This window comes from Dyella sp. OK004, assembly GCF_900114495.1.
GTDB lineage: Bacteria > Pseudomonadota > Gammaproteobacteria > Xanthomonadales > Rhodanobacteraceae > Dyella_D.
Genome location: NZ_FOZI01000002.1, coordinates 667,246 through 691,077, shown reverse-complemented (window position 1 = coordinate 691,077; position 23,832 = coordinate 667,246). Strand labels below are relative to the sequence as shown.

The following is a 23,832-nucleotide window of genomic DNA, read 5'->3' as shown; positions in this document are numbered from 1 at the left end:
GAGTTGCGTGCTCTTGGTGCAATGCGCTGCATTGACCGAAGGTGGCTTAATTAGTACCATTTTGGTCCCGATTAGAGTCAGTCGTCCCGATTCCTCTCATGCTTCGAGTCAGCCGCCTAACCGACTACGCCACGGTGGTGATGACCTGCATCGCCGCCCATCCGCACGACGTGCTCAGCACGGCGCAGATCGCCGACGAGGCGCGCCTGGAATTGCCGACGGTCAGCAAGCTGCTGAAGTCGCTGGGGCATGCCGGGCTGGTCGAGTCGTTCCGTGGCGTCAATGGCGGTTACCGCCTGGCGCGGTCGGCGGAAGCGATCTCGCTGGCGCAGATCGTCGAAGCGATGGAGGGGCCCATCGGCATGACCGAATGTGGACTGGTCGAAGGGCAGTGCGATCGCGAGTCGCAATGCACGGTGCGCGGCAGCTGGCAGTTGGTGAGTCATGTGGTGGACAACGCGCTGCGCGCGGTGAGTCTGGCCGACATGCTCAAGCCGCCGGCACGCCCGCAGATCGCGACCGTGGCACTCAGTGAATTGAAAGGCAGGACCCACGCATGACCGCCGAACGCAGCGATATCACTGCCACCACGCTACGCGACAACGCCGAAGTCGCGGAAGCGCTCGGCCGCCGCTACGAAGCCGGTTTCGTCACCGACATCGAAACCACCAGCCTGCCGCCCGGCCTGAGCGAGGACATCATCCGCCAGCTCTCCGCGATCAAGCAGGAGCCGGAGTGGATGACCGAGTGGCGCCTCAACGCATATCGCCACTGGCTTACCATGCCGACACCGGACTGGGCCAGGCTCAAGCTCGCGCCGATCGATTACAACGCGATCAGCTACTACGCCGCGCCGAAGGAAGGCCCGAAGTCGCTGGACGAAGTCGATCCCAAGCTGCTGGAAACCTACGACAAGCTCGGCGTGCCGCTGCACGAGCGCGCCAAGCTGGCTGGTGTGGCGGTGGACGCGGTGTTCGATTCGGTCTCCGTGGGCACCACCTTCCGCAAGGAGCTGGCCGAAGCCGGCGTGATCTTCTGCTCGATGAGCGAGGCGATTCGCGAACACGGTGACCTGGTGCAGAAGTACCTGGGCAGCGTGGTGCCGACCGGCGATAACTTCTTCGCTGCGCTGAATTCGGCGGTGTTCTCCGACGGCTCGTTTGTGTTCGTGCCCAAGGGCGTGCGCAGCCCGATGGAGCTGTCCACCTATTTCCGCATCAATGCGATGAACACCGGGCAGTTCGAGCGCACCCTGATCGTGTGCGAGGACGACGCCTACGTCTCCTATCTCGAAGGTTGCACCGCGCCGATGCGCGACGAGAATCAGCTGCACGCGGCGGTGGTGGAACTGGTCGCGCTCGAGCGCGCGCAGATCAAATACTCGACCGTGCAGAACTGGTATCCGGGCGACGAGAACGGCGTCGGCGGCATCTACAACTTCGTGACCAAGCGCGGCGACTGCCGCGGCAACGACTCCAAGATTTCCTGGACGCAGGTGGAGACCGGTTCGGCCATCACCTGGAAGTACCCGAGCTGCGTACTGCGCGGTGATCGTTCGGTGGGCGAGTTCTACTCGGTCGCGCTGACGCATCATCGCCAGCAGGCCGATACCGGCACCAAGATGATCCACATCGGCAAGGGCACCAAGTCCAAGATCGTGTCGAAGGGCATCAGCGCTGGCCGCAGCTCCAATGCCTATCGCGGCCTGGTGAAAGTGGAGAAGGGTGCCGAGGGTGCACGCAATTACACCCAGTGCGATTCGCTGCTGATCGGCAAGCGCTGCGGCGCACACACCTTCCCGTATATGGAAGTGAAAAACCCGAGCGCCATCGTCGAGCACGAGGCGACCACCTCCAAGATCTCCGACGACCAGCTGTTCTACTGCCGCAGCCGCGGCATCAGCGAGGAAGACGCCGTGTCGATGATCGTCGACGGCTTCTGCAAGCAGGTGTTCCGCGAGCTGCCGATGGAGTTCGCGGTAGAAGCGAAGAAACTACTCGAAGTCTCTCTGGAAGGAGCCGTGGGATGAAGCGCATCGCGTTGTCCGTTCTGATGATGGCGTTGCCGTTGGCCGCCTTTGCCGCTGACGGCCAGATCGGCTGCAACCCCAATGGCTCACAGGCCGAATTGAATGCTTGCTCGGCCGGCGATTTCGCCAAGGCGGACCAGGAGCTCAATAAGGTCTGGAAAGCCATCCAGACCAAGTACAAGGACCAACCGGTGTTCCTGGAGAAGCTCAAGGCTTCCCAGAAGCTGTGGCTCCAATTCCGCGATGCGGAAGTGGAAGCCAACTACCCGGTGGGCAAGAACGAAAACGCGAGCGCGCAATACGGCTCTGTGTATCCGATGTGCGTCGGCACAGTGAAGGCACGCCTGACCCAGCAGCGCACCGAGCAATTGAAAACCTGGCTCGACGGCGCGCAGGAAGGCGATGTCTGCTCCGGCTCGATCAAGAATTCCGCGGAACTGAAGTGACTATGCTGAAGATCGAAAACCTGCACGCCCGCGTCGAGGGCAAGGACATCCTCAAGGGCCTCTCGCTCACCGTGAACCCGGGTGAGGTGCACGCCATCATGGGTCCGAACGGCGCCGGCAAGTCGACGCTGGGTAACGTGCTGTCCGGGCGCGATGGCTATGAAGTCACCGAAGGCTCGGTGCTTTTTGAGGGGCGCGATCTGCTGGCGCTGGAGCCGGAAGAGCGTGCTGCCGCGGGTGTATTCCTCGCGCTGCAGTACCCGGTGGAAATCCCGGGCGTGAACAACACCTATTTCCTGCGCGCCGCGCTCAATGCACAGCGCAAGCAGCGCGGCGAGAAGGAGCTGGATTCCATGCAGTTCCTCAAGCTGGTGCGCGAGAAGCTGAAGATCATGCAGATCTCCGACGAGCTGCTGCATCGCGCCGTCAACGAGGGTTTCTCCGGCGGCGAGAAGAAGCGCAACGAGATCTTCCAGATGGCGGTGCTGGAGCCGAAGCTGGCGATCCTGGACGAAACCGACTCCGGTCTCGACATCGACGCACTCAAGCAGGTGGCGCAGGGCGTCAATGCGCTGCGTTCGTCGGAGCGCGCCTTCCTGATGATCACTCACTACCAGCGTCTGCTTGATTACATCGAGCCGGATTTCGTCCATGTGCTGGCCGACGGCCGCATTGTCGAAAGCGGCGACAAGACGCTGGCGCTGAAGCTCGAAGAACACGGTTACGCCTGGGTTGGCGAGCGCAGCCCGGTGGCCGGAGCGCAGGCATGAATCAGCCGGTGCGCCCGCCGTTCGTCGAGTCGCTGCTCGCATCGGCGGCGCTGTCGCGGCTGCCGGGCAGCGATATCGCGTGGCTGGATGCGGCGCGCCGCGAGAATCTTGCTGCCTTTGAGGCGGCCGGCCTGCCCGATACGCGGGTAGAGGCCTGGAAGTACACCGCCCTTCGCGCGCTGGGTCAGCGCCGTTTTGAACATGGTGACAGCCAGGCGGCGGCGCGTGCCGTCGATATGGCCACGCTGGCGCTGCCGGGTGTGGATGGGCCGCGCCTGGTGTTCGTCAATGGTGTGTTCCGCGCTGATCTTTCCTCGCTATCGAGCCTGCCTGCGGGCGTGACCCTGCAGCCGCTGTCGCAGGCACTGCGGGATGATGCCGAATCCCTGCGCTTTGCCCTGTCACGCCACTACCGCGAGGCGGGCGATGCATTCGCTCGCTTGAACGCCGCGCTGGCGGGTGACGGTGTGGTGTTGCGCGTGGCCGCTGGCACGCGCGTTGAGCAGCCGCTACATCTGCTGTTTGTCGGTGTGCCGGCCGGATCCGATAGCAGCTGGCATCTGCGGCATGTAATCGAGCTGGGCGAGGGTGCCGAACTGAGCCTGGTCGAACACCATGCTTCCACCGGCGAGCAGAACCATCTGGCGACCCTGGTCGCGGATATCGTGCTGCGCGACGGTGCCAAGTTGCAGCATACGTTGCTGCAGGACGCTGCCGAAGGCAGCAGCCTGATTCGCCGCAGCAGCCTGCACCTGGGGGCGCGCGCGCATGCTCTGCTGCACGTGCTTGAGCTGGGCGGTGCGCTGGTGCGGCATGACCTGCAGGCCGAGCTGGTGGGCGATGGCGCGCGTTTCGATTTGCGCGGTGTGTTCGCCTTGCACGGTCGCCAGCATGTGGATACGCAGCTGGTGATCCGTCACCAGGCGCTGAACACCACTTCGGAGTCGCTCTGGCGCGGTGTTGCCGATCAACGTTCGCGCGGTGTGTTCCGCGGCGCCATCGTGGTAGCCGAGGGTGCCGATGGCAGCGATGCCTCGCTGAGCTGCAAGAACCTGTTGCTGTCCGGCCAGGCCGAGATCGACACCAAGCCCGAGCTGGAAATCTACGCCGACGACGTGAAGGCGGCGCACGGCGCCACTGTCGGTCAGCTGGATGAGCGTGCGCTGTTTTATCTGCGTTCGCGCGGCATTCCGAAGGCGGAGGCTCGCGCCCTGCTGACGGTCGCGTTCTGTCGCGCCGTGCTGGAGTCGATGCCGAACGATGCATTGCGGGAACACCTCTCCGGTCTGCTGTTAGCGCACCTGCCAAACGAATAAGCCTGACACCCGGGCGTCCGGGACTCATGGAATACAGCGATGAATGCACAAGCACAGCTACCCACCGTTTTTGATGTGCAGCGCATCCGCGCGGATTTCCCGTTGCTTGCGCGCACGGTGCATGACAAGCCGCTGATCTATTTCGACAACGCCAATACCAGCCAGAAGCCGCTGAGCGTGATCGAGGCGGTGGACGAGCACTACCGTCTGCACAACGCCAATGTGTCGCGCGCCGTGCATCAGCTCGGCGAGGAAGCCACGGCCGCTTACGAGGGCGCGCGCGAAAAATTGGCGCGTTTCATCAACGCCACCTCGCGTAACGAGCTGGTCCTTACCTCCGGCACCACGCAGGCCGCCAATCTGGTGGCTTACAGCTACGCTTTGCCGAAACTGCAACCGGGCGACGCCATCGTCACCACGGTGATGGAGCACCACGCCAATATCGTGCCGTGGCAGATCATCGCCCAGCGCAGCGGCGCCACGGTGAAGGCGGCGCCGATCGATCAGCGCGGCGAGTTGATCGTGGAGGAATTCGTCAAGCTGCTGACGCCGGAAGTGAAGCTCGCCTGCGTTGCTCATGTGTCCAATGTGCTGGGTACGGTGAATCCGATTCGCGAGCTGGCGCGCGAATGCCGCAAGCGGGGTATTCCGTTGCTGGTGGATGGTTCGCAGGCGGTGCCGCACCGTCCGGTGGACGTGCAGGCACTGGGCTGCGATTTCTACATGCTGACCGGCCACAAGATGTTGGCGCCGACGGGCACTGGCGCGCTGTGGGCGCGCAAGGAACTGCTGCAGGCCATGCCACCGTTCTTCGGCGGTGGCGAGATGATCCGCGAAGTGAGTTTCGACGGCACCACCTTCGCCGAGCCGCCGCATCGCTTCGAAGCAGGTACGCCGAACATCGCGGGCTTTGCCGGTCTCTCCGCGGCGATCGACTACTACGACTCCATCGGCTTCGAGGCGATTCACGCCTGGGAGCAGCAGTTGCTGGCCTACGCCACCGATCGCCTGCGCGAAGTCCCGGGCCTGCGCCTGTTCGGCGAGGCGAAAGAGAAGGAGCCAGTGATCTCGTTCCTGATCGAGGGTGCGCAAGCCACCGATATGGCGACCTTGCTCGACCTGCAGGGCGTGGCCGTGCGCTCCGGCCATCACTGCGCGCATCCGCTGATGAAATTCTACGGCGTGCCCGCCACGCTGCGCGCTTCGCTGGCGTTCTACAACACGCGCGAGGAAGTGGATGCGTTCATCACGGCGCTGCTGAAGGTACGCACGCTGCTGATGTAATAGCCGGGCAGGGCGATCCAAGGGACATACCGTGCCACGGCAGGAATAGAAAAAGCCATGGGCTTTCACCCATGGCTTTTTCTGTTGGTCAGCGGTGCGTCGTGCTTACCAGATCTTCACTTGCTTCTCGCCCGAACGGACCATCTTCGCATCCGCCTTGCACTGGAACGCCTGTGCGAAGGCCTGCATGTTCGACGGCGCACCGATAGCGCGGAACTGCGCCGGCGCGTGCGGATCGGTATTGAGCAGGGTCAGCTGCGCTTCGGGACGGATATTGCCGCGCCACACGCGGGCCCAGTTGAGGAAGAAACGCTGGTCCGGGGTGTAGCCGTCGATCTTCTTGTTCGCCTCGGCCGGGTGCTTGGCCAGGGCCATCTGCAACGCATCGTAGGCAGCGTTGAGGCCGCCGAGGTCGCCGATATTCTCGCCCATGGTCAGCTTGCCGTTGACGAACTTGCCCGGCAGCGCTTCATAGCTGTTGAACTGTTCGGCCAGCTTGTCGGTGCGCGACTCAAACGCCTTGCGGTCGGCGTCGGTCCACCAGTTGACGTTGTTGCCCTGCGCGTCGAACTTGCTGCCCTGGTCGTCGTAGCCGTGGCCCATTTCATGGCCGATCACCGCGCCGATGCCGCCGTAATTGAGCGCGTCGTCGGCCTTGGCGTCGAAGAACGGCGACTGCAGGATGGCCGCGGGGAACACGATCTCGTTCTTCTGCGCGTTGTAGTAGGCGTTCACCGTCTGCGGCGTCATGCCCCATTCGCTGCGGTCCACCGGCTTGCCGATCTTGGCGATGCGGTAGTCATAGTTGAACTTGGCGGCCGACATCACGTTGCCGAAGTAGTCGCCTTGCTTGATCTGCAGGCCGCTCCAGTCGCGCCACTTGTCGGGGTAGCCGATTTTGGGCGTGAAGCTGGCCCACTTTTCCAGGGCCTTCTGTTTGGTCGCGTCGCTCATCCATTCGAGCTTTTCGATGCGCGCCTTGTAGGCCACACGCAGATTGTCGACCAGCGCCTGTGCGCGCTGCTTGGAGTCGGGCGTGAAGGTCTTGGCGACATAGAGCTGGCCCAGCGCCATGCCCATGTCTTCGTTGACGGTGTCCAGCGTGCGCTTCCAGCGCGCCTTCATTTCCTTCTGGCCATTGAGCGTCTTGGCGTTGAAGTCGAAGTCTTCCTGCTGGAACGCCTTGGAGAGATACGGCGCGGCACCGTCGATGGCGTGGAAGCGCAGATAGGCCTGCCAGTCGGTAACGGGCACGTCAGCCAGCATTTTGTCGAACTCGGCGAAGAACTTGGGATGCGACAGCGAGAAGCCGTCCTTCACATCCGCGCCCTGTGCCTTGAAGAAGGCGGTCCATTCGAAATGCGGCGTCACCTTGTCCGCATCGGCGATGCTGACGTAGTGGTAGCGATTCTCCGGCTGGCGCAGTTCGGTCGGCACCAGCGAGGCGCCGGCCAGGCGCGTTTCGAACGCCATTACCTCCTTGGCCTGGGTCTGCGCGTCGGCCGCGCTCACACCGGTGAGTTCAAGCGTGCGCGCGATATGCGCAACGTAGGCGTCGCGGATCTTCGCGAAGTCAGGCTTGCTGTAGTAGTCGGCGGTGGGCAGGCCCAAGCCACCCTGGCTGGCGTAGGCGATCTGCTTGTTCGAGTCTTTGAAGTCCGCATTGCCGAAAAAGCCGAACACCACGCCGTCGCCCTTGGCGTAGCTGTCGGTGATGTAGGCCACGACATCCTTGCTGCTCTTCAGCGCGTCGATGCTCGCGAGTTGCGGCTTGATCGGATCGAAGCCGGCTTTCTCGATGGCGGCTTCGTCCATGCCGGAGGCGTAGAGGTAGCCGATCTTTTGTTCGATGGAGCCCGGCTTGGCCTTGGCGGCGCTGCCGGCGGCAGTCTCGACGATGCCGCGCTGCGCGTTGAGGCTGTCTTCGCGCAGGGCGTCGAAGGAGCCCCAGCGCGTGCGGTCGGCCGGGATCGGGTGCGCGGCTACCCACTTCGCATTCACGAAGCCGTTGAAATCGGCGCAGGCGTCGATGTTCTTGTCCAGCTCCTTCACGTCGAAGTTGCCGGAAGGGCCGGCGATGGCGCCGGTGCACAAGGCCAGGCCAACAGCCCATGCCAATGGCTTGGCCATCGGCTTCACGATGCGGTTCTTCATGGAATCTCCCTGAGTACGGTGACGGGCGAGCGAAGCACGCTATCAGCCCATCTTGCAGGCTAGGGAGGGGCGGCGGAAGGCGGCAGTGTCGAAGGTAACTCTCGACATGGTCTGGTTTGGCATCGTAGCCGGGCTTTCTCTGGCCTCAATCAGCAGAGAGGGGGGCTGATTCACAACTCTCCGGGTTGGGGTGTTGCGACCTGGCCGCTTACGCAGCGGGCGTTCCGCCTCGCTGCCGCGAGCCGGGTCACTTTCTCTTTGCTGGCCCAAAGAGAAAGTAACCAAAGAGAAATGGCCTGAAGAGCAGGCGGTGTGCTCTGTAGCTACGCATCTTCCAGTGTCAGGCGTAGGGATGGTGTTCTTTGGCTTGATGGTCTGTCTCGCCTTGAAGCGCAACATCTCCCTCTCCCCTCTGGGGAGAGGGTTGGGGTGAGGGGTGGGTGCTCGAGACAGTGTTGCTAGTGATCACGTCGCGATCACCCGACAGCCAAAGTAGGAAACCGCGAACCAAGTACTTACCCCTCCCCAGCCCTCCCCTGCGAGCAGGGGAGGGGGCAAGGCGAAAAACCATCCCGACGTCTGACATTGGAAGATGCGCAGCTACAAAGCACACCGCGCTCTTTAGACCATTTCTCTTTGGTTACTTTCTCTTTGGGTCAGCAAAGAGAAAGTGACTCGGGCGCCGGCAGGCGTCCGAAATGCCCGCTGCATAAGCGGCCAGGTCGCGACAACCTGACACTCAAAGTAGGAAGCCGCGAACCACGAGCCTATCTCTCACCAACGTTCCCCCGCGAGCAAGAGAGGCAGCTCAAAGCGAGACTCGAGACCGATCAGGTCTAACAAAAGAATTTGTTCAAAGAGGCTTAGTCCTGCAGCCGGACTGGCGTATTCAGCAGACGGCGCTGACTGATCCGATAAACGCAGCGCCGCGCGCCAGCCAGCAGATGTTGCTCGCGGACCACCTGCGCTTCGTCGCCTAGCACCTCGCGGAATAGCTCCAGTTCGGCGCGGCAGAAACCCTGGCAGGTCTGCGCGGCGGCGCAGATGGGGCAGTGGTCTTCGATCAGCAGCCAGTCGCGGCCATCGCGCTCGGCTCTCGCCATATAGCCTTCGCGTTCGCGGATGGCGGCCAGCCGTTTCACGCGCTCGCCGAGGTTGCGGGCGTTGCCGATGCTTTCGAGATAGGTACGGCGATTGTCGTCGCGGCGTGCGTCGATCATGCGATCCACACCGGCATCGCCAAACAGCGCACGCACCGAGGCGATCAGGTCGACGGCGAGCTGTGCGTGCGCATCGGGGAAACGGGTATGGCCGGCGGCAGTAAGTGACCACAGCTGGCGCGGCCGGCCAACACCGGCGGCGCGTTCCTGCTGGCCCGTGATGAGGTCATCGTCGAGCAGCTTCTGTACTTGCTGGCGCACCGCTTCCGCGGTGATGTCCAACGCCTCCGCAAGCGCCGCGGTGCCCTGCGGCCCCTGCGTCTTCAGCTGGCGCAGGATGCGCTCGGCGGGCGGATCGATTTTATTATCCAAGCTCATGCTTGTTTAATTCCACGGGTTCGACTTAATATGCAAGTTGATACTTGGATATTAGGCGCGCATGACGCGCATTGTCGAGGTCGCATGTCCGTTACAACCGAATCTGCCTCATGGTCGGATCTCCTCTCGGGGCGCAATGGCGTCCGCTCCCTCGCCCTGGCGGGTGGCACCGCGCTGCACGCGATCAATGTCTATGTGGTGACCACCATCATGCCGTCGATCGTGGCGGACATCGGCGGCCTCGCTTATTACGCCTGGAACACCACGCTGTTTGTGATCGCCTCGATCATCGGCGCCACGCTGGCAGCGACGCTGGCGGCGCGACGCGGCGGCAAAGGGGCGTACCTGCTGGCGTTGGGTGTATTCACCGTGGGCACCGTGGTCTGTGCAAGCGCTACATCCATGCTGTGGATGCTGGCGGGGCGCAGCTTGCAGGGGTTGGGCGGAGGCGTGCTGGTATCGCTGGCCTATGTACTGATCCGCCGGGTATTCGAGCCGTCGCTATGGTCGCGCGCGATGGGGCTGGTCTCGGCGATGTGGGGCATTGCCACGTTGTCGGGGCCGGCGATCGGCGGTGTGTTCGCGCAGCTGGGTGATTGGCGGGCGGCATTCTGGTGTCTGCTGCCGGAGGTGCTGGCGCTGGCGGTCATTGTTTCGGTGTGGCTGCCTGCGGGCGCGTCAGCGGGCAGTCATTCGCGCGTGCCGGGTGGCCGGTTAGCCTTGCTGGCGCTGTCGGTGCTCGCCGTGTCGCTGGCCAGTCTCAGCACATCACGTGGCATGCAGGCGGCAGGAGTGATCGCCGGCCTGGCGCTTGCCGCATGGATCGTGTGGCTGGACCGTCGCGCCGCAGCGAAGCTGCTGCCGACCGGTGCCTATGCACCGTCGCGGCTGCGCGCGATCTACGGCGTGCTCAGCCTGCTGGTGATCGGCAGTACGGCGGAGATTTTCGTGCCGTATTTCCTGCAGGTGATCCACGGCCATGAACCGCTGGTGGCGGGTTATCTGACGGCGGTGATGGCGGGCGGCTGGAGTTTCGGTTCGATGCTCAGCGCCGGACGCAGCGGCGCTTTCGCCACGACCAGCATTCGCATCGGGCCGCTGTTGATGGCGCTGTCGCTGGCCTTGCTGGCGTGGATGCTGCAACAGCCGAGCGGCTTCGAGCAGGGGGCGGGCTTCGTCTTGTTGTGTGTGGTGCTGGCCGGCGTCGGTCTCGGCGTTGGGCTGGCATGGCCGCATCTGCTTACCGCGCTGCTGGCCTCGGCGCCGGCGGACGAGGGCGCGCTGGCGTCGTCGTCGATCTCGACAGTGCAGCTGTATGCGATGTCGCTGGGCGCCGCCATGGCAGGGCTGATCGCCAATGCGGCAGGCCTCGGCGATCCGGGTGGCGTGGCCGGTGCGCGCTCGGCGGCGCTGTGGGTATTCGGCGTGTTCGCCGTGCTGGTGGCGTGCGCCTTGCCCATTGCGCGACGGGCCGCGCCGCGCGCTCCGTAATGATTTTCCCCCCCAACGAAAGGACCCTGACGATGGCTGTCGAACTGCTTCCCTTGCCGTATGAGCGCAATGGGCTGGTGCCGCATATTTCCGCCGAGACGCTGGACTATCACTACGGCAAACATCACCAGGCCTATGTCACCAATCTTAATAGCCTGATCAAGGGCACCGAGTTCGAGTCGATGAGTCTGGAGGACATCATTCGCCGTTCCTCGGGGGCCATCTTCAACAACGCTGCGCAGATCTGGAATCACAGCTTCTACTGGAATTCGATGAGCCCGCGCGGTGGTGGCGAACCCCGCGGCAAACTGGCCGATGCGATCGCGCACGCGTTCGGTTCGTTCGCGCAGTTCAAGGAGGCATTCGCCAAATCCGCCGCCGGCAATTTCGGCTCGGGCTGGACGTGGCTGGTGCAGCGTCCGGATGGCACGCTGGCGATCGTCAACACCAGCAATGCGGCAACGCCGCTGACCAGTGAGGATCGTCCACTGCTGGTGGTGGATGTGTGGGAGCACGCGTATTACATCGACTACCGCAACCTCCGCCCGAAATATCTGGAGGCGTTCTGGCAGCTCGTGCATTGGGAATTCGCTGGCGACAATCTGGCCTGATCAACGGAACGCTTACAGCGCAGGAAAGCCGAGCTCCACCGCGAGTCCCGGCTGAGCATCTCCAAGTGTCAGGCGAATGCCGTGCAGATCGGCGACCGCGGCGACCAGGGCCAGGCCGAGCCCGCTGCCGGGCGTACTGCGGCTGCGGTCCAGCCGTACGAAGCGGCGCAGTACGCGTTCGCGCGCCTCGGAGGGAATGCCGGGGCCGCTGTCAGTCACGCGCCCGATGATGCGTTCGGGCGTGCTGCTCAGGCTCAGCTCGATGCGCGATCCGGGTGGTGTGTGGCGCAACGCGTTCTCGATCAGGTTGGCCAGCATCTGCGTTAACAGGATGCGGTCGCCGTGCAGGCGGCGACCGCTTTCGATGCGTGCGGACCATTGCTGTCCGAGATCCTCGGCCACCGGCCGATACGTTTCCGCGAGCGTGTCGAACACGGCCGACAGATCCAGGTCTTCGAAGCCGGATCGTCGCTGCCGCGATTCGACACTGGCGATGCGCAGCAGTGCACGAAAGGTCGCCAGCAGGCCGTCGACTTCCTCCAGTGCATGCTGCGCACCGTCGCGCAGTCCCTGTTCGTCGACATGCGGATCGAGGCTGGATTCCAATCCCTGACGCATGCGCGTGAGCGGCGTGCGCAAATCGTGGGCGATATCGTTTGAAACCTGCCGCATGCCATCCATCAGCACATGCATGCGGCCCAGCATGCGGTTGAGGCGGTTGGCCAGGCGATCGAATTCGTCGCCCTTGCCCGAAGGGGCGATCACCAGTGCGGTCTCGCCTTCGAGCGCGCGCTCGGCCAGTTCACCCAGGGCGTCGATGCGGCGCAGATAGAGCCAGCCGCCGATGCCACCGATCAGCAGTACGAGAAGGACGGCCGGCACGCCGATTTCCAGAAAGCGCTGGCTGAGCAATTCGCTCAACTCGACCACGCTGCGGTTGTCGCTGCCGGCGGCCAGCCAGCGGCCGTCGGCCAACTGCACCACGTAGAGGTGCACGATGTCGGCGTCGCTGTTGTCTTCGCCCAGCGCGCCCTGCAGAGGCACGGCATGCCAACCCGCCTTGGTCGGTCGATAGACGAGATTGCCCGCCAGGCGATGTCCCGCCGTGTCGGCAAGCAGGTAGTAATCAGGCCCTACCGGCATCACCGCGACGCGCTGGCGGATCTGCTGCGTCAGTGTGCCGTCGGCGGCGGCCTGGAGCAGGCTGGCGATGTCGGTCTTTACGTCGGCGCGCAGTTGCGCTTCGGCGTACTCGCTGACGCTCCACCATGCGATGCCGAGCAGGGCCGCGACCAGCGCGGCGAACAGCGTGGCCTGGATCATGGCCATGCGAAACGCGGCCGTGCGGAATAGGCTAATCCGCCGCACGCAGGCAATACCCGGCGCCGCGCACGGTGTGCAGCAACTCCTGTTCGAAGCCGCGGTCGATCTTGTTGCGCAGGCGGCTGATGTGCGTCTCGATCACGCTGGTCTGCGGGTCGAAATGAAATTCCCATACATGTTCGAGCAGCATGCTGCGCGTTACCACACGCCCCTGATGCGTCATCAGATATTCCAGCAGGCGGAATTCACGCGGCTGGAGTTCGACTGCGCGATCCGCACGGCGTACCTCGCGCGTGATCCGGTCCAGTACGAGGTCGGCGACGCGTAACAGCGTGGGGTGGTCGGCCATATGCGGACGGCGCGACAGGGCGGCGAGGCGCGCGCGTAGCTCGATCATCGCAAAAGGTTTCGCCAGATAGTCGTCGGCACCGGCTTCCAGGCCTTCGACGCGCGCGTCGACCTCGCCCAGGGCGGAGACCATCAATATCGGTGTCTCACGGCCCGCGTGGCGCAATTCGCGCACCATCGACAGGCCGTCCAGCTGCGGCAGCATACGGTCGACCACCAGCAGGTCGTAATGCTCGCGCGCGGCCATGGTCAGGCCCGTGTAACCGTCGTGCGCATTGTCGATATGCGACGCGCTCGACTGCAGGCCGGCGGCGATATGCGCGGCGGTGTCGCGATCGTCTTCGACGATCAGGATTTTCATGGGCGGCATTCCGTGGTGGGTGATGTGAATCTCGTCGCGAATGTCGTCCATGACGGGGCTTCCTTACCGATCGGTAAGGCCTCTGCATCCCCATGGTCATAGCACCTCCCTAGTTTCGCTTGGATGACAGCGCAGACCGGCTGTGCTCATTCAACGAAGGGTTTTTCCATGGCTCGTAAACGTGCAGGCAGTTTTCTGGTGGGCGTCGCCGCGTTGACCGGAGCGACATGGGCGCATGCGGCAGGCTCGGCCGCGCTCAAGGGTGTCGTCGAGAGCGAGCATCGTCCGGTAGCGGGCGCCAAGGTGGTGCTGAGCGAATCGGGGCGCAGCGTGGTTACCGGTGCGGACGGCCAGTTTGCGCTGGATGGCGTGGACCCGGGCAACTACACCATGGTGGTCAGTGCGTCCGGCCAGGCGCCGTTGCAGCGGCAGGTGATTCTGCATGCCGGCCAGACCATCGAGCAGGACGTGGAATTCGGCGGTACCGCCAAGACCTTGCAGGGCCTGCGGGTCACCGCACAGACCACGCCGCTGGAACTTGCGCGCAGCATCCAGCAGGACGCGCCGAATCTGGTCAACGTGCAGCCCGCGACCGAGATCCGCAAATTGCCCGACGTCAATGCGGGCGAAGCGGTGCGTCGCATTCCGGGCATCTCGCTGGAGAGCGATACCGGCGAAGGCCGCTTCGTAAATATTCGCGGTCTCGATGCCGATCTCAACGGCGCCACTTTCGGCGGCGTACGTCTGCCGCCAACCAATGTCGCCTCGCCGATGGGTGGTGGGCGCGCGGTGGCGTTCGATTCGATCCCCACCGGCCTGATCGGCGCGATTACGGTGACCAAGACCAATACGCCGGACCAGGATGCCGAAGCATTAGGCGGCACCATCGAAATCACGCCCAAGCAGGTGCCGCCCGGCAAGGACAAGTTCCTGGAGGTCGAGCTGGGTGCCGGCTATGAGAGCCAGCGCAGCACAGGGATCAAGGACTACCAGTTGAGCGGCGGCGGCCGCTTCGGTCCGGGCAATGCCTTCAGCTTTATCGGCACCGTGGCCTATTACGAAGACAAGCGCGGCGTCGACGATATCGAAGGCTCCTATGCCGACGACCAGGCCAACGGCACGCCTGACAAGGTGATGAACGATTTCGAGCAGCGCTACTACCGCTATCACCGCCGCCGTCTCGGTTATGGCGGCGAGCTCAACTACCAGCCCGACGACGACAACCGCTGGTATGTGCGCTACTTCGACGCAGGCTATACCGAGTCGGTGAACCGCCAGCGCCTGACCTACAACATGTTCGGCGGCGGTACGGGCTCGGTCACCGCCGATCCGTCGAATGCGCATGGTTTCATCGATCCCAACGTCACCTTCGACAAGACCCTGCGCGACGAGAAGGAAACCATCGATACGCGTGTGGCGACCTTCGGCGGCGAGAACCATTTCCAGAGTTTCAAGATTGATTACCTGCTGGCCGCGACCTACGGCTCGTATAACAAGCCGTTCGACTACAACAGCACGTTCTCCAACCCGAACGCGGTGGCGGTTGCTTACGACAATATCAGCGATCCGCGCTTTCCGCGCTTCGGCTATCTCAATGCCAATCCGCTCGATCCGTCGGGTTATACGTTCGGCAATTTCCAGAACAGTACCGAACACGATCACAATCAGGAATACACCGGTGCATTCAATGTCACCATTCCGACCAGCTATTTCGAAGGCACCGACGAGAACATCAAGTTCGGCGTGAGCGCGCGCAAGCGCTCACGTCACGGCGAGATCACGCGCTTCAGCGGAACCCCGCCGGCGCTGCCGTTGAGCCAGTTCGTCTCTGGGCAGCCGATCAGCTATTACAAGAATCACTACCAGAACGGCTACAACATCAATGCCGAGGCGCTGCGCAATCTATACGTGACCCATCCGGAGCTGTTTACCGAGAACAACCCGCTGGCGGACGCGCAGAGCGAAGCGCAGGGTGCGTCGAACGGCAAGGAGAACGTCTATGCCGTCTATGGCCAGTATCAGTTCAAGCCGACCGACAAGCTGGGTGTGCTGGCCGGTGTGCGCTGGGAGCGGACCATGGCCACCTACGGCGGCAATCAGGTCCTGGTCGATCCGAACACGGGGGCCTTCGGCGGTGCCGTACCGATTGCGGTGAACCACAGCTATAACCATTTCTTCCCCACGGTGCAGCTGCGCTACGAGCTGAGCGAGGGCCTGGTGGCGCGCGCGGTCTATTCGAAGACAATTGCGCGACCGGGCTTCAACCAAGTCACCGCGTCGACCTTGATCGATCCCGCGGCGGACAACGTGACCCAGGGCAATCCGAACCTCAAGGCGACCACCAGCAACAATTTCGATCTGTCGCTGGAGTATTACCTAGACAACGGCGGCATCGCCTCGGTGGGTGTGTTCGACAAGGAGTTGAGCAACTACATCATCAACAAGGAAGAGACCGGCGTGACCTTTCCGAACAACGGACTGTTCGCCGGATTCACCGGCGCGGCCAAGGTGTTCACCTTCGCCAATCTCAGCAGCGCGCATGCGCGTGGCGTGGAGCTGAACTACCAGCAGCGGTTCGCCACGCTCCCCGGCTGGCTGGCCGGTTTCGGTATGGCGGCCAACTACACCTTTGTCGATTCGAGCGGCGAGATCCGCCCCGGCGAACATCTGCAGTTGCCTTCCACATCGCGTAACACCGGCAACTTCGCGCTGTTCTATGACCTGGGCGGGTTGAACGTGAATCTTGGTGCCTACTATGTCAGCAAGAACATCTTCGGCGTGGGCAACTCGGCGGCGACGGATATCTGGTCGCAGCCCCGGTTCTCGCTGGATCTCGGTGCTAGCTATGCGATCGATGAGCAGTGGTCGCTGTTCTTCAACGCCAAGAACCTCACCGATACGCGCCTGAAGTTCACCGAGGGTCCGAGCAGCAGCCGTCCGATCCAGCGCGAGTTCTACGGGCAGACCTATACCGCCGGCGTGCGCCTGAAACTCTGATCATTTCTCTACTAGCCCATTTCTCTATCCAACCTGGGACCTTGCATGAAAAAGTCGTCTTTCCTTGCGTTGTCGATCGCGCTGTTGCTCGGCGTAGCCGTCGTGGCGCCGTCGACAGCGGGAACTGCCGCCGAGCAGCCTTATGCAGTCACCAAGCACTACGCGCTGGGTGGTAGCGGTGGCTGGGATTATCTGAGCTTGGATGCGGCAGCGCACCGGCTGTTCATTGCCCGCGACGACCGCGTGATGGTGATGGATACCGTTTCGGGCAAGTTGCTGACTGAGATTCCGGGTATGCAGCACGCGCATGGCGTGGCGTTGCTGCCGTCGAAACATCAGGCGTTCGTGAGCAACGGTCACGGCGACAACGTGACCGTCATCGATACCGATACGCTGAAGGTCACCGGGCACATCGCGATCAGCGGCAAGGATCCGGATGCGATCGTGTTTGACGACGCTTCCGGCCATCTGCTCACCATGAACGGGCATAGCGGCAACATCAGCATCATCGATGCGCAGGCGGGCAAGGAGCTGGGGACCATCGCGGTGCCGGGCCGCCCGGAGTTCGCCGTTGCCGACGGCAAGGGCCAGCTGTTTCTCAATCTGGAAGACAAGAACCAGCTCGCGCGCGTGGATCTGGCGACGAAGAAGGTGTTGAACGTGTGGTCGCTGGAACCGTGTGATGGACCCACCGGTCTGGCGCTGGATGCCGTGCATCAGCGGCTGTTCTCGGTGTGTGCCAACGGTTGGATGGTGGTGACCGATGCCCATGACGGGCACCAGGTGGCCAAGCTGGCGATCGGCAAAGACCCCGATGCAGTGGTGTTCGATGCGCAACGCCAGGTCGTGCTGAGCTCGGGCGGCGAAGGCACGCTTAGTGTGGTGGCGCAGGATGATGCTGACCATTACCGCCTGCTTGGCAATCTGCCGACGCAGAAGAGTGCGCGCACCTTGGCGCTCGATCCACAGAGCCATACGGTCTACCTCGCGGCTGCCAGTGCGTCCGGCAAGGGCAAGCCGGTGGAAGGTTTTGGTGTGCTGGTGGTGGCGCCGCACTAAGTTCCGGATCTGCGGCGGTACGCCATGCGTGTACCGCCGTGGTGGGGTGGCGGATTATCATGCGCGGATGTCCGAAACCTCTGTTCCCGTTTTCCGGGCGGCCGGGACCGCCGATATCCACGCTGTAGTCGCCCTGGTGGAGTCCGCCTATCGCGGCGACTCTGGCCGGCGCGGCTGGACCACCGAATCCGATCTGCTCGACGGGCAGCGCACCGATGCCGCGGGTGTCTCCGCGCTGCTTGGCCAGCCGGACAGCCTGGTGCTGCTGGCGGAGCGCGATGGCGTGCTGCTTGCCTGCTGCCATATCGAGCGGCAGGGCGATGCCGGTTACTTCGGCATGTTCGCCGTGAATCCCGATTTGCAGATGGCCGGCGTCGGCAAGGCCTTGCTCGCCGAAGCCGAACGCGTCGCGCGCGATGAATGGCGTTGCGTGGCGATGCGCATGACGGTGATCGAGCAGCGCGCCGAACTGATCGCGTGGTACGAACGCCGCGGTTATCAGCGCACCGGTGAGTTCCGCCCATTCCCTTATGGCGATGCGCGTTTCGGCATTCCGCTTCGTGAGGATCTTCGCTTCGAATGGATGGTGAAGCCCCTCGCAGGGGCGGTGGCATGAGCGACGACGACCTGAAGGACTGGATCTTCGTCGGTACGCGCAGCGAAATGCTGCCGGGTGAGTTCAAGGTGGTCTACGACGGCGACACGCCCATCGCTGTGTACAACATCGACGGCGATCTGTATGCGGTCGAGGATGTGTGCACGCATGACGGTGGCGATCTTGCCGGCGGTGAAGTGCACGGCTTCGAAGTGGAGTGTCCGCGTCACGGTGCGCGCTTCGACCTGCGTACGGGCGCGGTCACGTGTCCGCCGGCCTACGAGCCGATCGCCAGCTTTCCGGTGCGCGAGGCGCACGGCGGCATTTGGACGCGTGATAACCGTTGAGTCGGCGCGCGCTTCATCGCGCGCGCGTCAGAAGCGATAGACCAGCGCGAGCGAGCCGGTGAACTGATAAGGCGAGCCGTAGTAGCGCACCAGCGGACTGTCGGCCGCGTCGCCGAGCAGGCGCGCGAAGTTCAGCGAGAACACCGCGGCGAGCGAGTCGCCGAGGGGAATCATGGCGTCGTATTCCAGCGCCATTTGTTGCGCACCAGCGCCGGGACGCCACGCGTTCACGCCAAGTTGCGTGGCCTGCGCCGGCGTGAGTCCGAAGAAGCGGCGCATGGCCGGGCCATTCATCGACTGCAGCTGCAGTTGCAGGCTGTGCTGGTAGCTGCCCAGCGGTGGCAGTCCGGTCACCGCATACATATTGAGATAGACGCCGGCACCCTGCGTGTCATGCGACAGCGTGACGCCAAGGTTCTGCGCCTTGTTGAGGTCGTACTCCACGTAGCCGCCGGCATTGAGGCGGGGCGACAGGCTGTTGACGATGCCGCCGAGACGCGAGCCAAGATCCTCGCGGCTGCGTCCCCATTGGTAGTTGCCGAACAGGCCACCGTGAAGACGCTCGGCGTGAATCAAGTCCAGCGTGACGCCGTCATCGGTGGACAGAGTGAGGCGGTCGTCCAGCTCGACTTCGATATAGGGGGCGAGCTGGTCGCGATGCACGCGCGCGCCTTGCCATCGAGGCAGGTGGATGACACCGACGCCCAGCATATTGGGCAGGCTGTCATCGGCGCCCTGCACGTCATCCGCGTAACTCGGTGCGCCTGCCAGCAGGCCGCCGCCCAATAGAGCGGTGAGCAGCCAATGTGTAATGCGACCCGGGAAACGCAACGTCAGGCTCACTGCGCCGGGGCGGCCTTGGTGTCGGTGCCTGCCGGTGGGAAGCGCACCAGTACGCGCTGGCCGATACGCACGGAAGCCGGCGGGGGCTGGTCGAAGCTGAGCACGCATTCCACCGTGCGGGTGTTGGCGCGCACTAGCGGATCGTCTTCCAGCGTGCTGGCGCCGAACACGGTGCCGATGCGCAACACATGCGCGGTGAGGTTGGGCATGCCGCTGCCGCTGTCATCCGCGACTTCCGCCTGCATGCCCGGAGTTACTGCGCGCACGAACGATTCGTTGAGCTCGGCGCGCACGATACGTGGCTGGTCGGGCAGCAGCACAAAAGCCGGGCCGCTTTGCGGCGAGGCGAGCGCACCGGGCTGGATCTGCCGCTGCACCACCTGGCCGTCGACCGGCGCGAGCAGGCTGCGCTGCGACAGTTCGTATTTCGCACCGGCAAGCTTCTGCGCAGCCATGGCGGCGGAAGCCTTCGCGTTGTCCAGCTCGCCCTGCAGTTGTTGCGCGTTCTCGCGGGCGTCGTCGGCACTTTGGCTGTCGCCGGCACCGGCCGCGGCGGCAGCGGTGAGGCGCTCGGCGCGTTGCGTGGCGGCCTTGATGCGCGACTCGAGCAGTTTGGCCTGCGCTTCGGCCTGCTTCTGCTCGGCTTCCGCCGAGGTGACCGCCAGGCGTGCGGGTTCGGTATCCAGCGCGGACAGCAGCTGGCCTTTGCGCACGTGGTCGCCTTCATGGACCTTGATGTCGGCCACCACGCCATCGCGCGCAAAGCTCAACTTGAGCAGGCCGCCTTCGATGTCGATGCGTCCGCGCGCCACCGCCACGTATTGAGCCGTTGCCGCCTGTGCGGCGGCCTTGTGGCTGGCGGAGTCGTCGCGCGAACAGCCGGCCAGCGCGAAGGAGGCGACGGCCAGGACGATCAGCGGACGGAACAGGCGCGAACTCATGCAGAGGATTCCTTGAGGCCGGGGACGGCGGTCGTGGTGGACGGCGGGCTGCGATCGCTCAGGATACGACCGTCTTCCATGGCAAGAACGCGGTCGGCATGGCCGACCAGACGCGGATCGTGGCTGACGCACAGCACCGTGGTGCCGTGAGTGCGCGCGATACGGTGCAGGATATCGATGATGATCTGGCCGTTGGCGGCGTCAAGCGCGCTGGTCGGCTCGTCGGCGAACAGTAGCTCGGGCTCCTTGGCCAATGCGCGGGCGATCGCCACGCGCTGCTTCTCGCCGCCGGAGAGTTCGGACGGGCGCAGCTCCATGCGCGTCCCCAGGCCGACTTCTTCCAGCGAGTCCACCGCGCGGCGGCGTGCCTCGGAGGGCGACAGGCCCAGGTAACTCAGCGGCAGCTCGACCTGTTCCACTGCATTCAAGGCGGGAAATAGGTTGAAGCCCTGGAATACGAAGCCGGTGTGCAGCAGGCGGAAGCGTTCGAGTGCGCGGATGTCGAGCAGGCCCAGGTCCTGGCCCAGCGCGATCACCTGGCCAGCGTCTGGCCGCTGCAGACCGCTGAGGATCGCCAGCAGTGTGCTCTTGCCGCAGCCGGAAGGGCCTGAGATCAGCGTGAGCTCGCTGGCGCGCATGTCCAGTGTGAGATCGTGCAGCACGGTGCTGCGCACGCGGCCGGATTCGAACGACTTGCTGACGCCGCGCGCCTGCAGGGAGATGGATGCTGATGGCATGGGTTGGCTCGCCATGGCTTACCTCAACAGCGTCGCGGGATCGGCGCGACGCAGGCTGCGCATCGCGGCGAGGCCGGAGACGATCGCCAAGCCCATGCCGAGCAGAAGGCAGCCGACGGTGGCGATCGGGTTGAGTTCCACCGGCACGCTGCGGCTGCGCGCGAAGAAAAAGAACAGCGCACCCAGCACGGCACTTCCGATCAGGCCAAGGGCGCCCACCCAGAAGGCCTGCTCCATCACCACCTTGCGCAGGGCGCCGACGCCGACGCCCAGCGCGTTGAGCGTGGCGTACTCGCGGATCGAGCCGATCACCGCGGCGACCAGGGTCTGGCTGGTGATCACGGCACCTACCAGGAACACGATGCCGGCGAGGAACAGCACGCCGGCACCAGCACCGGTGTCGAACATCCAATAGAACTGCGAACGGCGCGCGAAGTCGCGCGCCGTCCACACGTCATAGTTGCCGAACGTGTTGGAGCCACGCAGGCGCTGCGCGATCTCCTCGGCCTTGTCCGGATCGTTCACCTTGGCGACAAAGTAGGTCATGCGATTGGCGTTGGCCGGATCGGTGTCCAGCTCGCGCGCGGTGGCCAGCGAGGCCACCACATTCACACCGCCGAGCGCGCGCAGGCCGCTGCTCACGCCGACCACGCGCACGCGATGGCCGTTGATGACTGCGGTGTCGCCAACGCTCACGCCGAGGCTGCCGAGGTCGGCGCGATCGACGATCACCGCATCCGGCTCGTTCAGGCGCGCGCGCAATGTGGCCGGCAGCGCGCGGGCGAACATCATGCTGTCGGGCCGCGCATCGATGCCGGAGACGAATACCGACACGCCGCCGGTATCGTTCGGGCCGCGCCAGTCGGCGTCCACCCAATGGAACGGCTCCACCTTGGTCACGGCCGGGTCCATCAGCAGCCGCATCTCCACGCCGGTGTCGATCGGGCGTCCCAGATTCACGCTCTGAGTGCCGGGGTAACCAGCCCACAGGTCGGCGGAAGAGCCGGTGATGTAGACGCTGGCGCTGCCGAAGATGCCCAGCACCAGCGCGGCCTGCAGCAGCTGCAGCAGGCCGGCGAAGCCCACCGCGACGATGGCCGGCAGGAAGCGCCGCCATTCATAGATCAATGTCTTGCGGGCAAGCGCGACCATCAGTCGGTGCTCCCCGGCGTGGGCTGCGCCGGTATCGGTGCGCCGCCCAGGGCTTTGTAGAGCGACACGTAGGCGAGGTCGCGCGCAGCGATGGCGCTGACCAGTTCCAGCTCGGCGCGCTGGCCTTCGACCAAGCTGTCCTGGATATCCATATGGCTGCCCAGCCCCAGCTCAGCACGCTTGCGCGTGGCCGCGGTGCCGGTCTGCAGTGCCTCAGTGGCTTGTTGCGAGGCCTGCTCGCGTCCGCGCAGTTGCTCCAGGTCGCCCATGGCGATTTCTGCTTCGGCCACGCCTTGCAGTACCGCCTGGCGATAGGCGTACACGGCGGCCTTGAGTTCGTGTCCCTTGGCATGTGCCGCGGCGACGCGCTGGCCCCAATCGAACAGCGGGATATCGATCACCGGGCCGATCGAGAAAATGCCCTCGTGATTGCGCGCGCGGTGATTGCTGGCGATGTTGATGGACCACTGCATCGAGGCGCCGATGCCGATGTGCGGATACATATCGGCACGGCTCATGCCCAGCTCACCGGCGGCGCGCAGCACTTCGGCCTCGGCATTGGCGATCTCAGGGCGGGTACGCAGCAGGTCGGCCGGTGCCGAGGATAGTTGCCAGCTGCCCAGTCGTGGCTGCGGGCCGGTTTCCAGCCACTGCGGGTCGGGCTCGTTCTGGCCGAGCAGCACCGCCAGTTGTTGCGCGCTGGCGTTGATCGCCTGTTGCGGCTCGGCCAGCGTGGCTTCCGCGCGCAGCACTTCGGCCTGGGCGCGGGCGGCCTCGGCGGGCGGGGCCAGCTTCAGGTTCACTCGGGTCCGCACTAGGCGCAGCTTTTCTTTCTGCGCATCGCGGATGCCGGTGAGCAGGCGGGCCTGCTGCTGCGCGGAGCGCAGCTCGATCCAGCGGCGGGTGACTTCGGCGACCAGCGATACCTGAACACCGCGCAAGCCGACCTGCGCGCTGTTCAGCTGGGCCTGTGACACGCGACCGGCGCTTTGCCAGGCGCCGAACAACGGAAATTCCCAGGCGGTGTCGAAGCCGACCATGAAATAGGAGGCGCTGGTGTCGGGATTGACCACATCATTGGTGCGCGCATGCAGATTGGGCAGATAGCTGTCGTGGGCATGCGGACTCAGTGAACGGGCCGCGCGCAGGCGCTCAGCCGCCTGTGCGACATCCAGGTTGTGCTCCAGCGCGCGGTTGACCAGTGCGTCCAGCGCCGGATCGCCCAGCGCCTGCCACCAGCTCTTGAGATCGGCCTTGGGCGGGGCGACGCCGTTGGGCGCGTTGCGCCAGGTTTCCGGCACCGGCGGCTTGAGTTCGGGCAGTGGCGTGACCGAGCAGCTGGCCAGCACGGTCAGGCCGGCGGCCAGGCACAGCAAGGCCAGGGAGCGATGGGCAATCCGCCGTTGCGCCGTCCTGGCGACCGTCTTCGACGGAATGGTGGGGAACAGGGACACGGAACTCCCGCGGGTAACTGAAGGGGACTGCGCCTC

Annotated in this window: 21 protein-coding genes; 12 read left to right on the top strand and 9 right to left on the bottom strand. The window is 64.3% G+C overall.

Annotated features, from left to right (window positions below; translation table 11 throughout):
- The first annotated feature begins 98 nt into the window (after positions 1 to 98).
- From BM338_RS09820 to BM338_RS09795, 6 genes are read left to right on the top strand one after another with little or no spacing between them, the layout of a single operon-like run.
- On the top strand, positions 99 to 560 hold the full coding sequence (locus tag BM338_RS09820) for an SUF system Fe-S cluster assembly regulator (RefSeq protein WP_090450701.1): 462 nt from the start codon (positions 99 to 101) through the stop codon (positions 558 to 560).
- Complete coding sequence (sufB, locus tag BM338_RS09815) at positions 557 to 2,029, top strand: Fe-S cluster assembly protein SufB (protein ID WP_090450700.1); 1,473 nt, start codon at positions 557 to 559, stop codon at positions 2,027 to 2,029. Before BM338_RS09820 ends, sufB begins: the two co-directional genes overlap by 4 nt.
- The gene (locus BM338_RS09810; protein ID WP_218156325.1) at positions 2,026 to 2,475 is read left to right on the top strand and encodes a lysozyme inhibitor LprI family protein; all 450 of its coding nucleotides are present in this window, start codon (positions 2,026 to 2,028) and stop codon (positions 2,473 to 2,475) included. The genes sufB and BM338_RS09810 overlap by 4 nt, the downstream gene beginning before the upstream one ends.
- Positions 2,476 to 2,477: 2 nt before the next feature.
- Positions 2,478 to 3,245, top strand: coding sequence for a Fe-S cluster assembly ATPase SufC (gene sufC / locus BM338_RS09805; RefSeq protein ID WP_090450699.1), 768 nt, complete (start codon positions 2,478 to 2,480; stop codon positions 3,243 to 3,245).
- On the top strand, positions 3,242 to 4,561 hold the full coding sequence (sufD, locus tag BM338_RS09800) for a Fe-S cluster assembly protein SufD (protein WP_090450698.1): 1,320 nt from the start codon (positions 3,242 to 3,244) through the stop codon (positions 4,559 to 4,561). Before sufC ends, sufD begins: the two co-directional genes overlap by 4 nt.
- Before the next feature lie 39 nt (positions 4,562 to 4,600).
- Positions 4,601 to 5,845, top strand: a complete 1,245-nt coding sequence (locus tag BM338_RS09795) for an aminotransferase class V-fold PLP-dependent enzyme (protein ID WP_090450697.1) — start codon at positions 4,601 to 4,603, stop codon at positions 5,843 to 5,845.
- Positions 5,846 to 5,950: 105 nt separating this feature from the next.
- On the opposite strand, the gene BM338_RS09790 is transcribed toward BM338_RS09795, so the two are convergent.
- Together BM338_RS09790 and BM338_RS09785 are read right to left on the bottom strand one after the other, a co-directional pair.
- The gene (locus BM338_RS09790; protein ID WP_090450696.1) at positions 5,951 to 7,999 is read right to left on the bottom strand and encodes a M13 family metallopeptidase; all 2,049 of its coding nucleotides are present in this window, start codon (positions 7,997 to 7,999) and stop codon (positions 5,951 to 5,953) included.
- 863 nt (positions 8,000 to 8,862) lie between these two features.
- The gene (locus BM338_RS09785) at positions 8,863 to 9,537 is read right to left on the bottom strand and encodes a helix-turn-helix transcriptional regulator (protein WP_090450695.1); all 675 of its coding nucleotides are present in this window, start codon (positions 9,535 to 9,537) and stop codon (positions 8,863 to 8,865) included.
- Between the two features lie 84 nt (positions 9,538 to 9,621).
- Between BM338_RS09785 and BM338_RS09780 the strand changes: the two genes are divergently transcribed.
- Together BM338_RS09780 and BM338_RS09775 are read left to right on the top strand one after the other, a co-directional pair.
- On the top strand, positions 9,622 to 11,028 hold the full coding sequence (locus BM338_RS09780; RefSeq protein ID WP_090450694.1) for an MFS transporter: 1,407 nt from the start codon (positions 9,622 to 9,624) through the stop codon (positions 11,026 to 11,028).
- Positions 11,029 to 11,060: 32 nt separating this feature from the next.
- Positions 11,061 to 11,639, top strand: coding sequence for a Fe-Mn family superoxide dismutase (locus tag BM338_RS09775; RefSeq protein ID WP_090450693.1), 579 nt, complete (start codon positions 11,061 to 11,063; stop codon positions 11,637 to 11,639).
- Positions 11,640 to 11,651: 12 nt separating this feature from the next.
- On the opposite strand, the gene BM338_RS09770 is transcribed toward BM338_RS09775, so the two are convergent.
- On the bottom strand, positions 11,652 to 12,968 hold the full coding sequence (locus BM338_RS09770) for a sensor histidine kinase (protein ID WP_090450692.1): 1,317 nt from the start codon (positions 12,966 to 12,968) through the stop codon (positions 11,652 to 11,654).
- A 25-nt stretch (positions 12,969 to 12,993) separates the two neighbouring features.
- Positions 12,994 to 13,722: a response regulator transcription factor gene (locus BM338_RS09765; RefSeq protein ID WP_255367247.1), complete on the bottom strand. Its 729-nt coding sequence runs from the start codon at positions 13,720 to 13,722 to the stop codon at positions 12,994 to 12,996.
- 117 nt (positions 13,723 to 13,839) lie between these two features.
- On the opposite strand from BM338_RS09765, the gene BM338_RS09760 reads away from it, so the two are divergent.
- From BM338_RS09760 to BM338_RS09745, 4 genes are all read left to right on the top strand, one after another.
- Positions 13,840 to 16,668, top strand: a complete 2,829-nt coding sequence (locus BM338_RS09760) for a TonB-dependent receptor (RefSeq protein ID WP_177229293.1) — start codon at positions 13,840 to 13,842, stop codon at positions 16,666 to 16,668.
- A 45-nt stretch (positions 16,669 to 16,713) separates the two neighbouring features.
- Positions 16,714 to 17,727 carry a YncE family protein gene (locus tag BM338_RS09755; RefSeq protein WP_090450690.1) on the top strand — a complete coding sequence of 338 codons (1,014 nt, stop codon included), beginning with the start codon at positions 16,714 to 16,716 and terminating at the stop codon, positions 17,725 to 17,727.
- A gap of 67 nt (positions 17,728 to 17,794) precedes the next feature.
- Positions 17,795 to 18,343 (top strand): GNAT family N-acetyltransferase, encoded by a 549-nt coding sequence (locus BM338_RS09750; RefSeq protein ID WP_090450689.1) that lies wholly within the window; start codon positions 17,795 to 17,797, stop codon positions 18,341 to 18,343.
- On the top strand, positions 18,340 to 18,669 hold the full coding sequence (locus BM338_RS09745) for a non-heme iron oxygenase ferredoxin subunit (RefSeq protein ID WP_177229292.1): 330 nt from the start codon (positions 18,340 to 18,342) through the stop codon (positions 18,667 to 18,669). The genes BM338_RS09750 and BM338_RS09745 overlap by 4 nt, the downstream gene beginning before the upstream one ends.
- A gap of 27 nt (positions 18,670 to 18,696) precedes the next feature.
- Here the strand turns inward: BM338_RS09745 and BM338_RS09740 are convergent, their stop codons facing one another.
- Genes BM338_RS09740 through BM338_RS09720 form a run of 5 tightly spaced genes read right to left on the bottom strand, consistent with a single transcriptional unit; the run spans position 18,697 to position 23,796 of the window.
- Positions 18,697 to 19,500 carry a MipA/OmpV family protein gene (locus BM338_RS09740; protein WP_218156324.1) on the bottom strand — a complete coding sequence of 268 codons (804 nt, stop codon included), beginning with the start codon at positions 19,498 to 19,500 and terminating at the stop codon, positions 18,697 to 18,699.
- Between the two features lie 8 nt (positions 19,501 to 19,508).
- A complete protein-coding gene (locus tag BM338_RS09735) occupies positions 19,509 to 20,453 on the bottom strand; it encodes an efflux RND transporter periplasmic adaptor subunit (RefSeq protein ID WP_090450687.1) in 945 nt (314 codons plus the stop codon).
- Entirely contained in the window at positions 20,450 to 21,190 is a 741-nt protein-coding gene (locus tag BM338_RS09730) for an ABC transporter ATP-binding protein (protein WP_177229290.1), read from the bottom strand. Before BM338_RS09730 ends, BM338_RS09735 begins: the two co-directional genes overlap by 4 nt.
- 18 nt (positions 21,191 to 21,208) lie before the next feature.
- Positions 21,209 to 22,342 (bottom strand): ABC transporter permease, encoded by a 1,134-nt coding sequence (locus tag BM338_RS09725; RefSeq protein WP_090450685.1) that lies wholly within the window; start codon positions 22,340 to 22,342, stop codon positions 21,209 to 21,211.
- The gene (locus BM338_RS09720; protein WP_255367246.1) at positions 22,342 to 23,796 is read right to left on the bottom strand and encodes a TolC family protein; all 1,455 of its coding nucleotides are present in this window, start codon (positions 23,794 to 23,796) and stop codon (positions 22,342 to 22,344) included. Before BM338_RS09720 ends, BM338_RS09725 begins: the two co-directional genes overlap by 1 nt.
- Positions 23,797 to 23,832 lie beyond the last annotated feature (36 nt).

What these genes read in the sequence shown, in the direction of transcription:
- BM338_RS09820 (WP_090450701.1), top strand. Translation starts at nt 99, where the DNA reads ATGCTTCGAGTCAGCCGCCTAACCGACTACGCCACGGTGGTGATGACC.
- sufB (WP_090450700.1), top strand. Translation starts at nt 557, where the DNA reads ATGACCGCCGAACGCAGCGATATCACTGCCACCACGCTACGCGACAAC.
- BM338_RS09810 (WP_218156325.1), top strand. Translation starts at nt 2,026, where the DNA reads ATGAAGCGCATCGCGTTGTCCGTTCTGATGATGGCGTTGCCGTTGGCC.
- sufC (WP_090450699.1), top strand. Translation starts at nt 2,478, where the DNA reads ATGCTGAAGATCGAAAACCTGCACGCCCGCGTCGAGGGCAAGGACATC.
- sufD (WP_090450698.1), top strand. Translation starts at nt 3,242, where the DNA reads ATGAATCAGCCGGTGCGCCCGCCGTTCGTCGAGTCGCTGCTCGCATCG.
- BM338_RS09795 (WP_090450697.1), top strand. Translation starts at nt 4,601, where the DNA reads ATGAATGCACAAGCACAGCTACCCACCGTTTTTGATGTGCAGCGCATC.
- BM338_RS09790 (WP_090450696.1), bottom strand. Translation starts at nt 7,999, where the DNA reads ATGAAGAACCGCATCGTGAAGCCGATGGCCAAGCCATTGGCATGGGCT.
- BM338_RS09785 (WP_090450695.1), bottom strand. Translation starts at nt 9,537, where the DNA reads ATGAGCTTGGATAATAAAATCGATCCGCCCGCCGAGCGCATCCTGCGC.
- BM338_RS09780 (WP_090450694.1), top strand. Translation starts at nt 9,622, where the DNA reads ATGTCCGTTACAACCGAATCTGCCTCATGGTCGGATCTCCTCTCGGGG.
- BM338_RS09775 (WP_090450693.1), top strand. Translation starts at nt 11,061, where the DNA reads ATGGCTGTCGAACTGCTTCCCTTGCCGTATGAGCGCAATGGGCTGGTG.
- BM338_RS09770 (WP_090450692.1), bottom strand. Translation starts at nt 12,968, where the DNA reads ATGGCCATGATCCAGGCCACGCTGTTCGCCGCGCTGGTCGCGGCCCTG.
- BM338_RS09765 (WP_255367247.1), bottom strand. Translation starts at nt 13,722, where the DNA reads ATGGACGACATTCGCGACGAGATTCACATCACCCACCACGGAATGCCG.
- BM338_RS09760 (WP_177229293.1), top strand. Translation starts at nt 13,840, where the DNA reads ATGGCTCGTAAACGTGCAGGCAGTTTTCTGGTGGGCGTCGCCGCGTTG.
- BM338_RS09755 (WP_090450690.1), top strand. Translation starts at nt 16,714, where the DNA reads ATGAAAAAGTCGTCTTTCCTTGCGTTGTCGATCGCGCTGTTGCTCGGC.
- BM338_RS09750 (WP_090450689.1), top strand. Translation starts at nt 17,795, where the DNA reads ATGTCCGAAACCTCTGTTCCCGTTTTCCGGGCGGCCGGGACCGCCGAT.
- BM338_RS09745 (WP_177229292.1), top strand. Translation starts at nt 18,340, where the DNA reads ATGAGCGACGACGACCTGAAGGACTGGATCTTCGTCGGTACGCGCAGC.
- BM338_RS09735 (WP_090450687.1), bottom strand. Translation starts at nt 20,453, where the DNA reads ATGAGTTCGCGCCTGTTCCGTCCGCTGATCGTCCTGGCCGTCGCCTCC.
- BM338_RS09730 (WP_177229290.1), bottom strand. Translation starts at nt 21,190, where the DNA reads ATGCCATCAGCATCCATCTCCCTGCAGGCGCGCGGCGTCAGCAAGTCG.
- BM338_RS09725 (WP_090450685.1), bottom strand. Translation starts at nt 22,342, where the DNA reads ATGGTCGCGCTTGCCCGCAAGACATTGATCTATGAATGGCGGCGCTTC.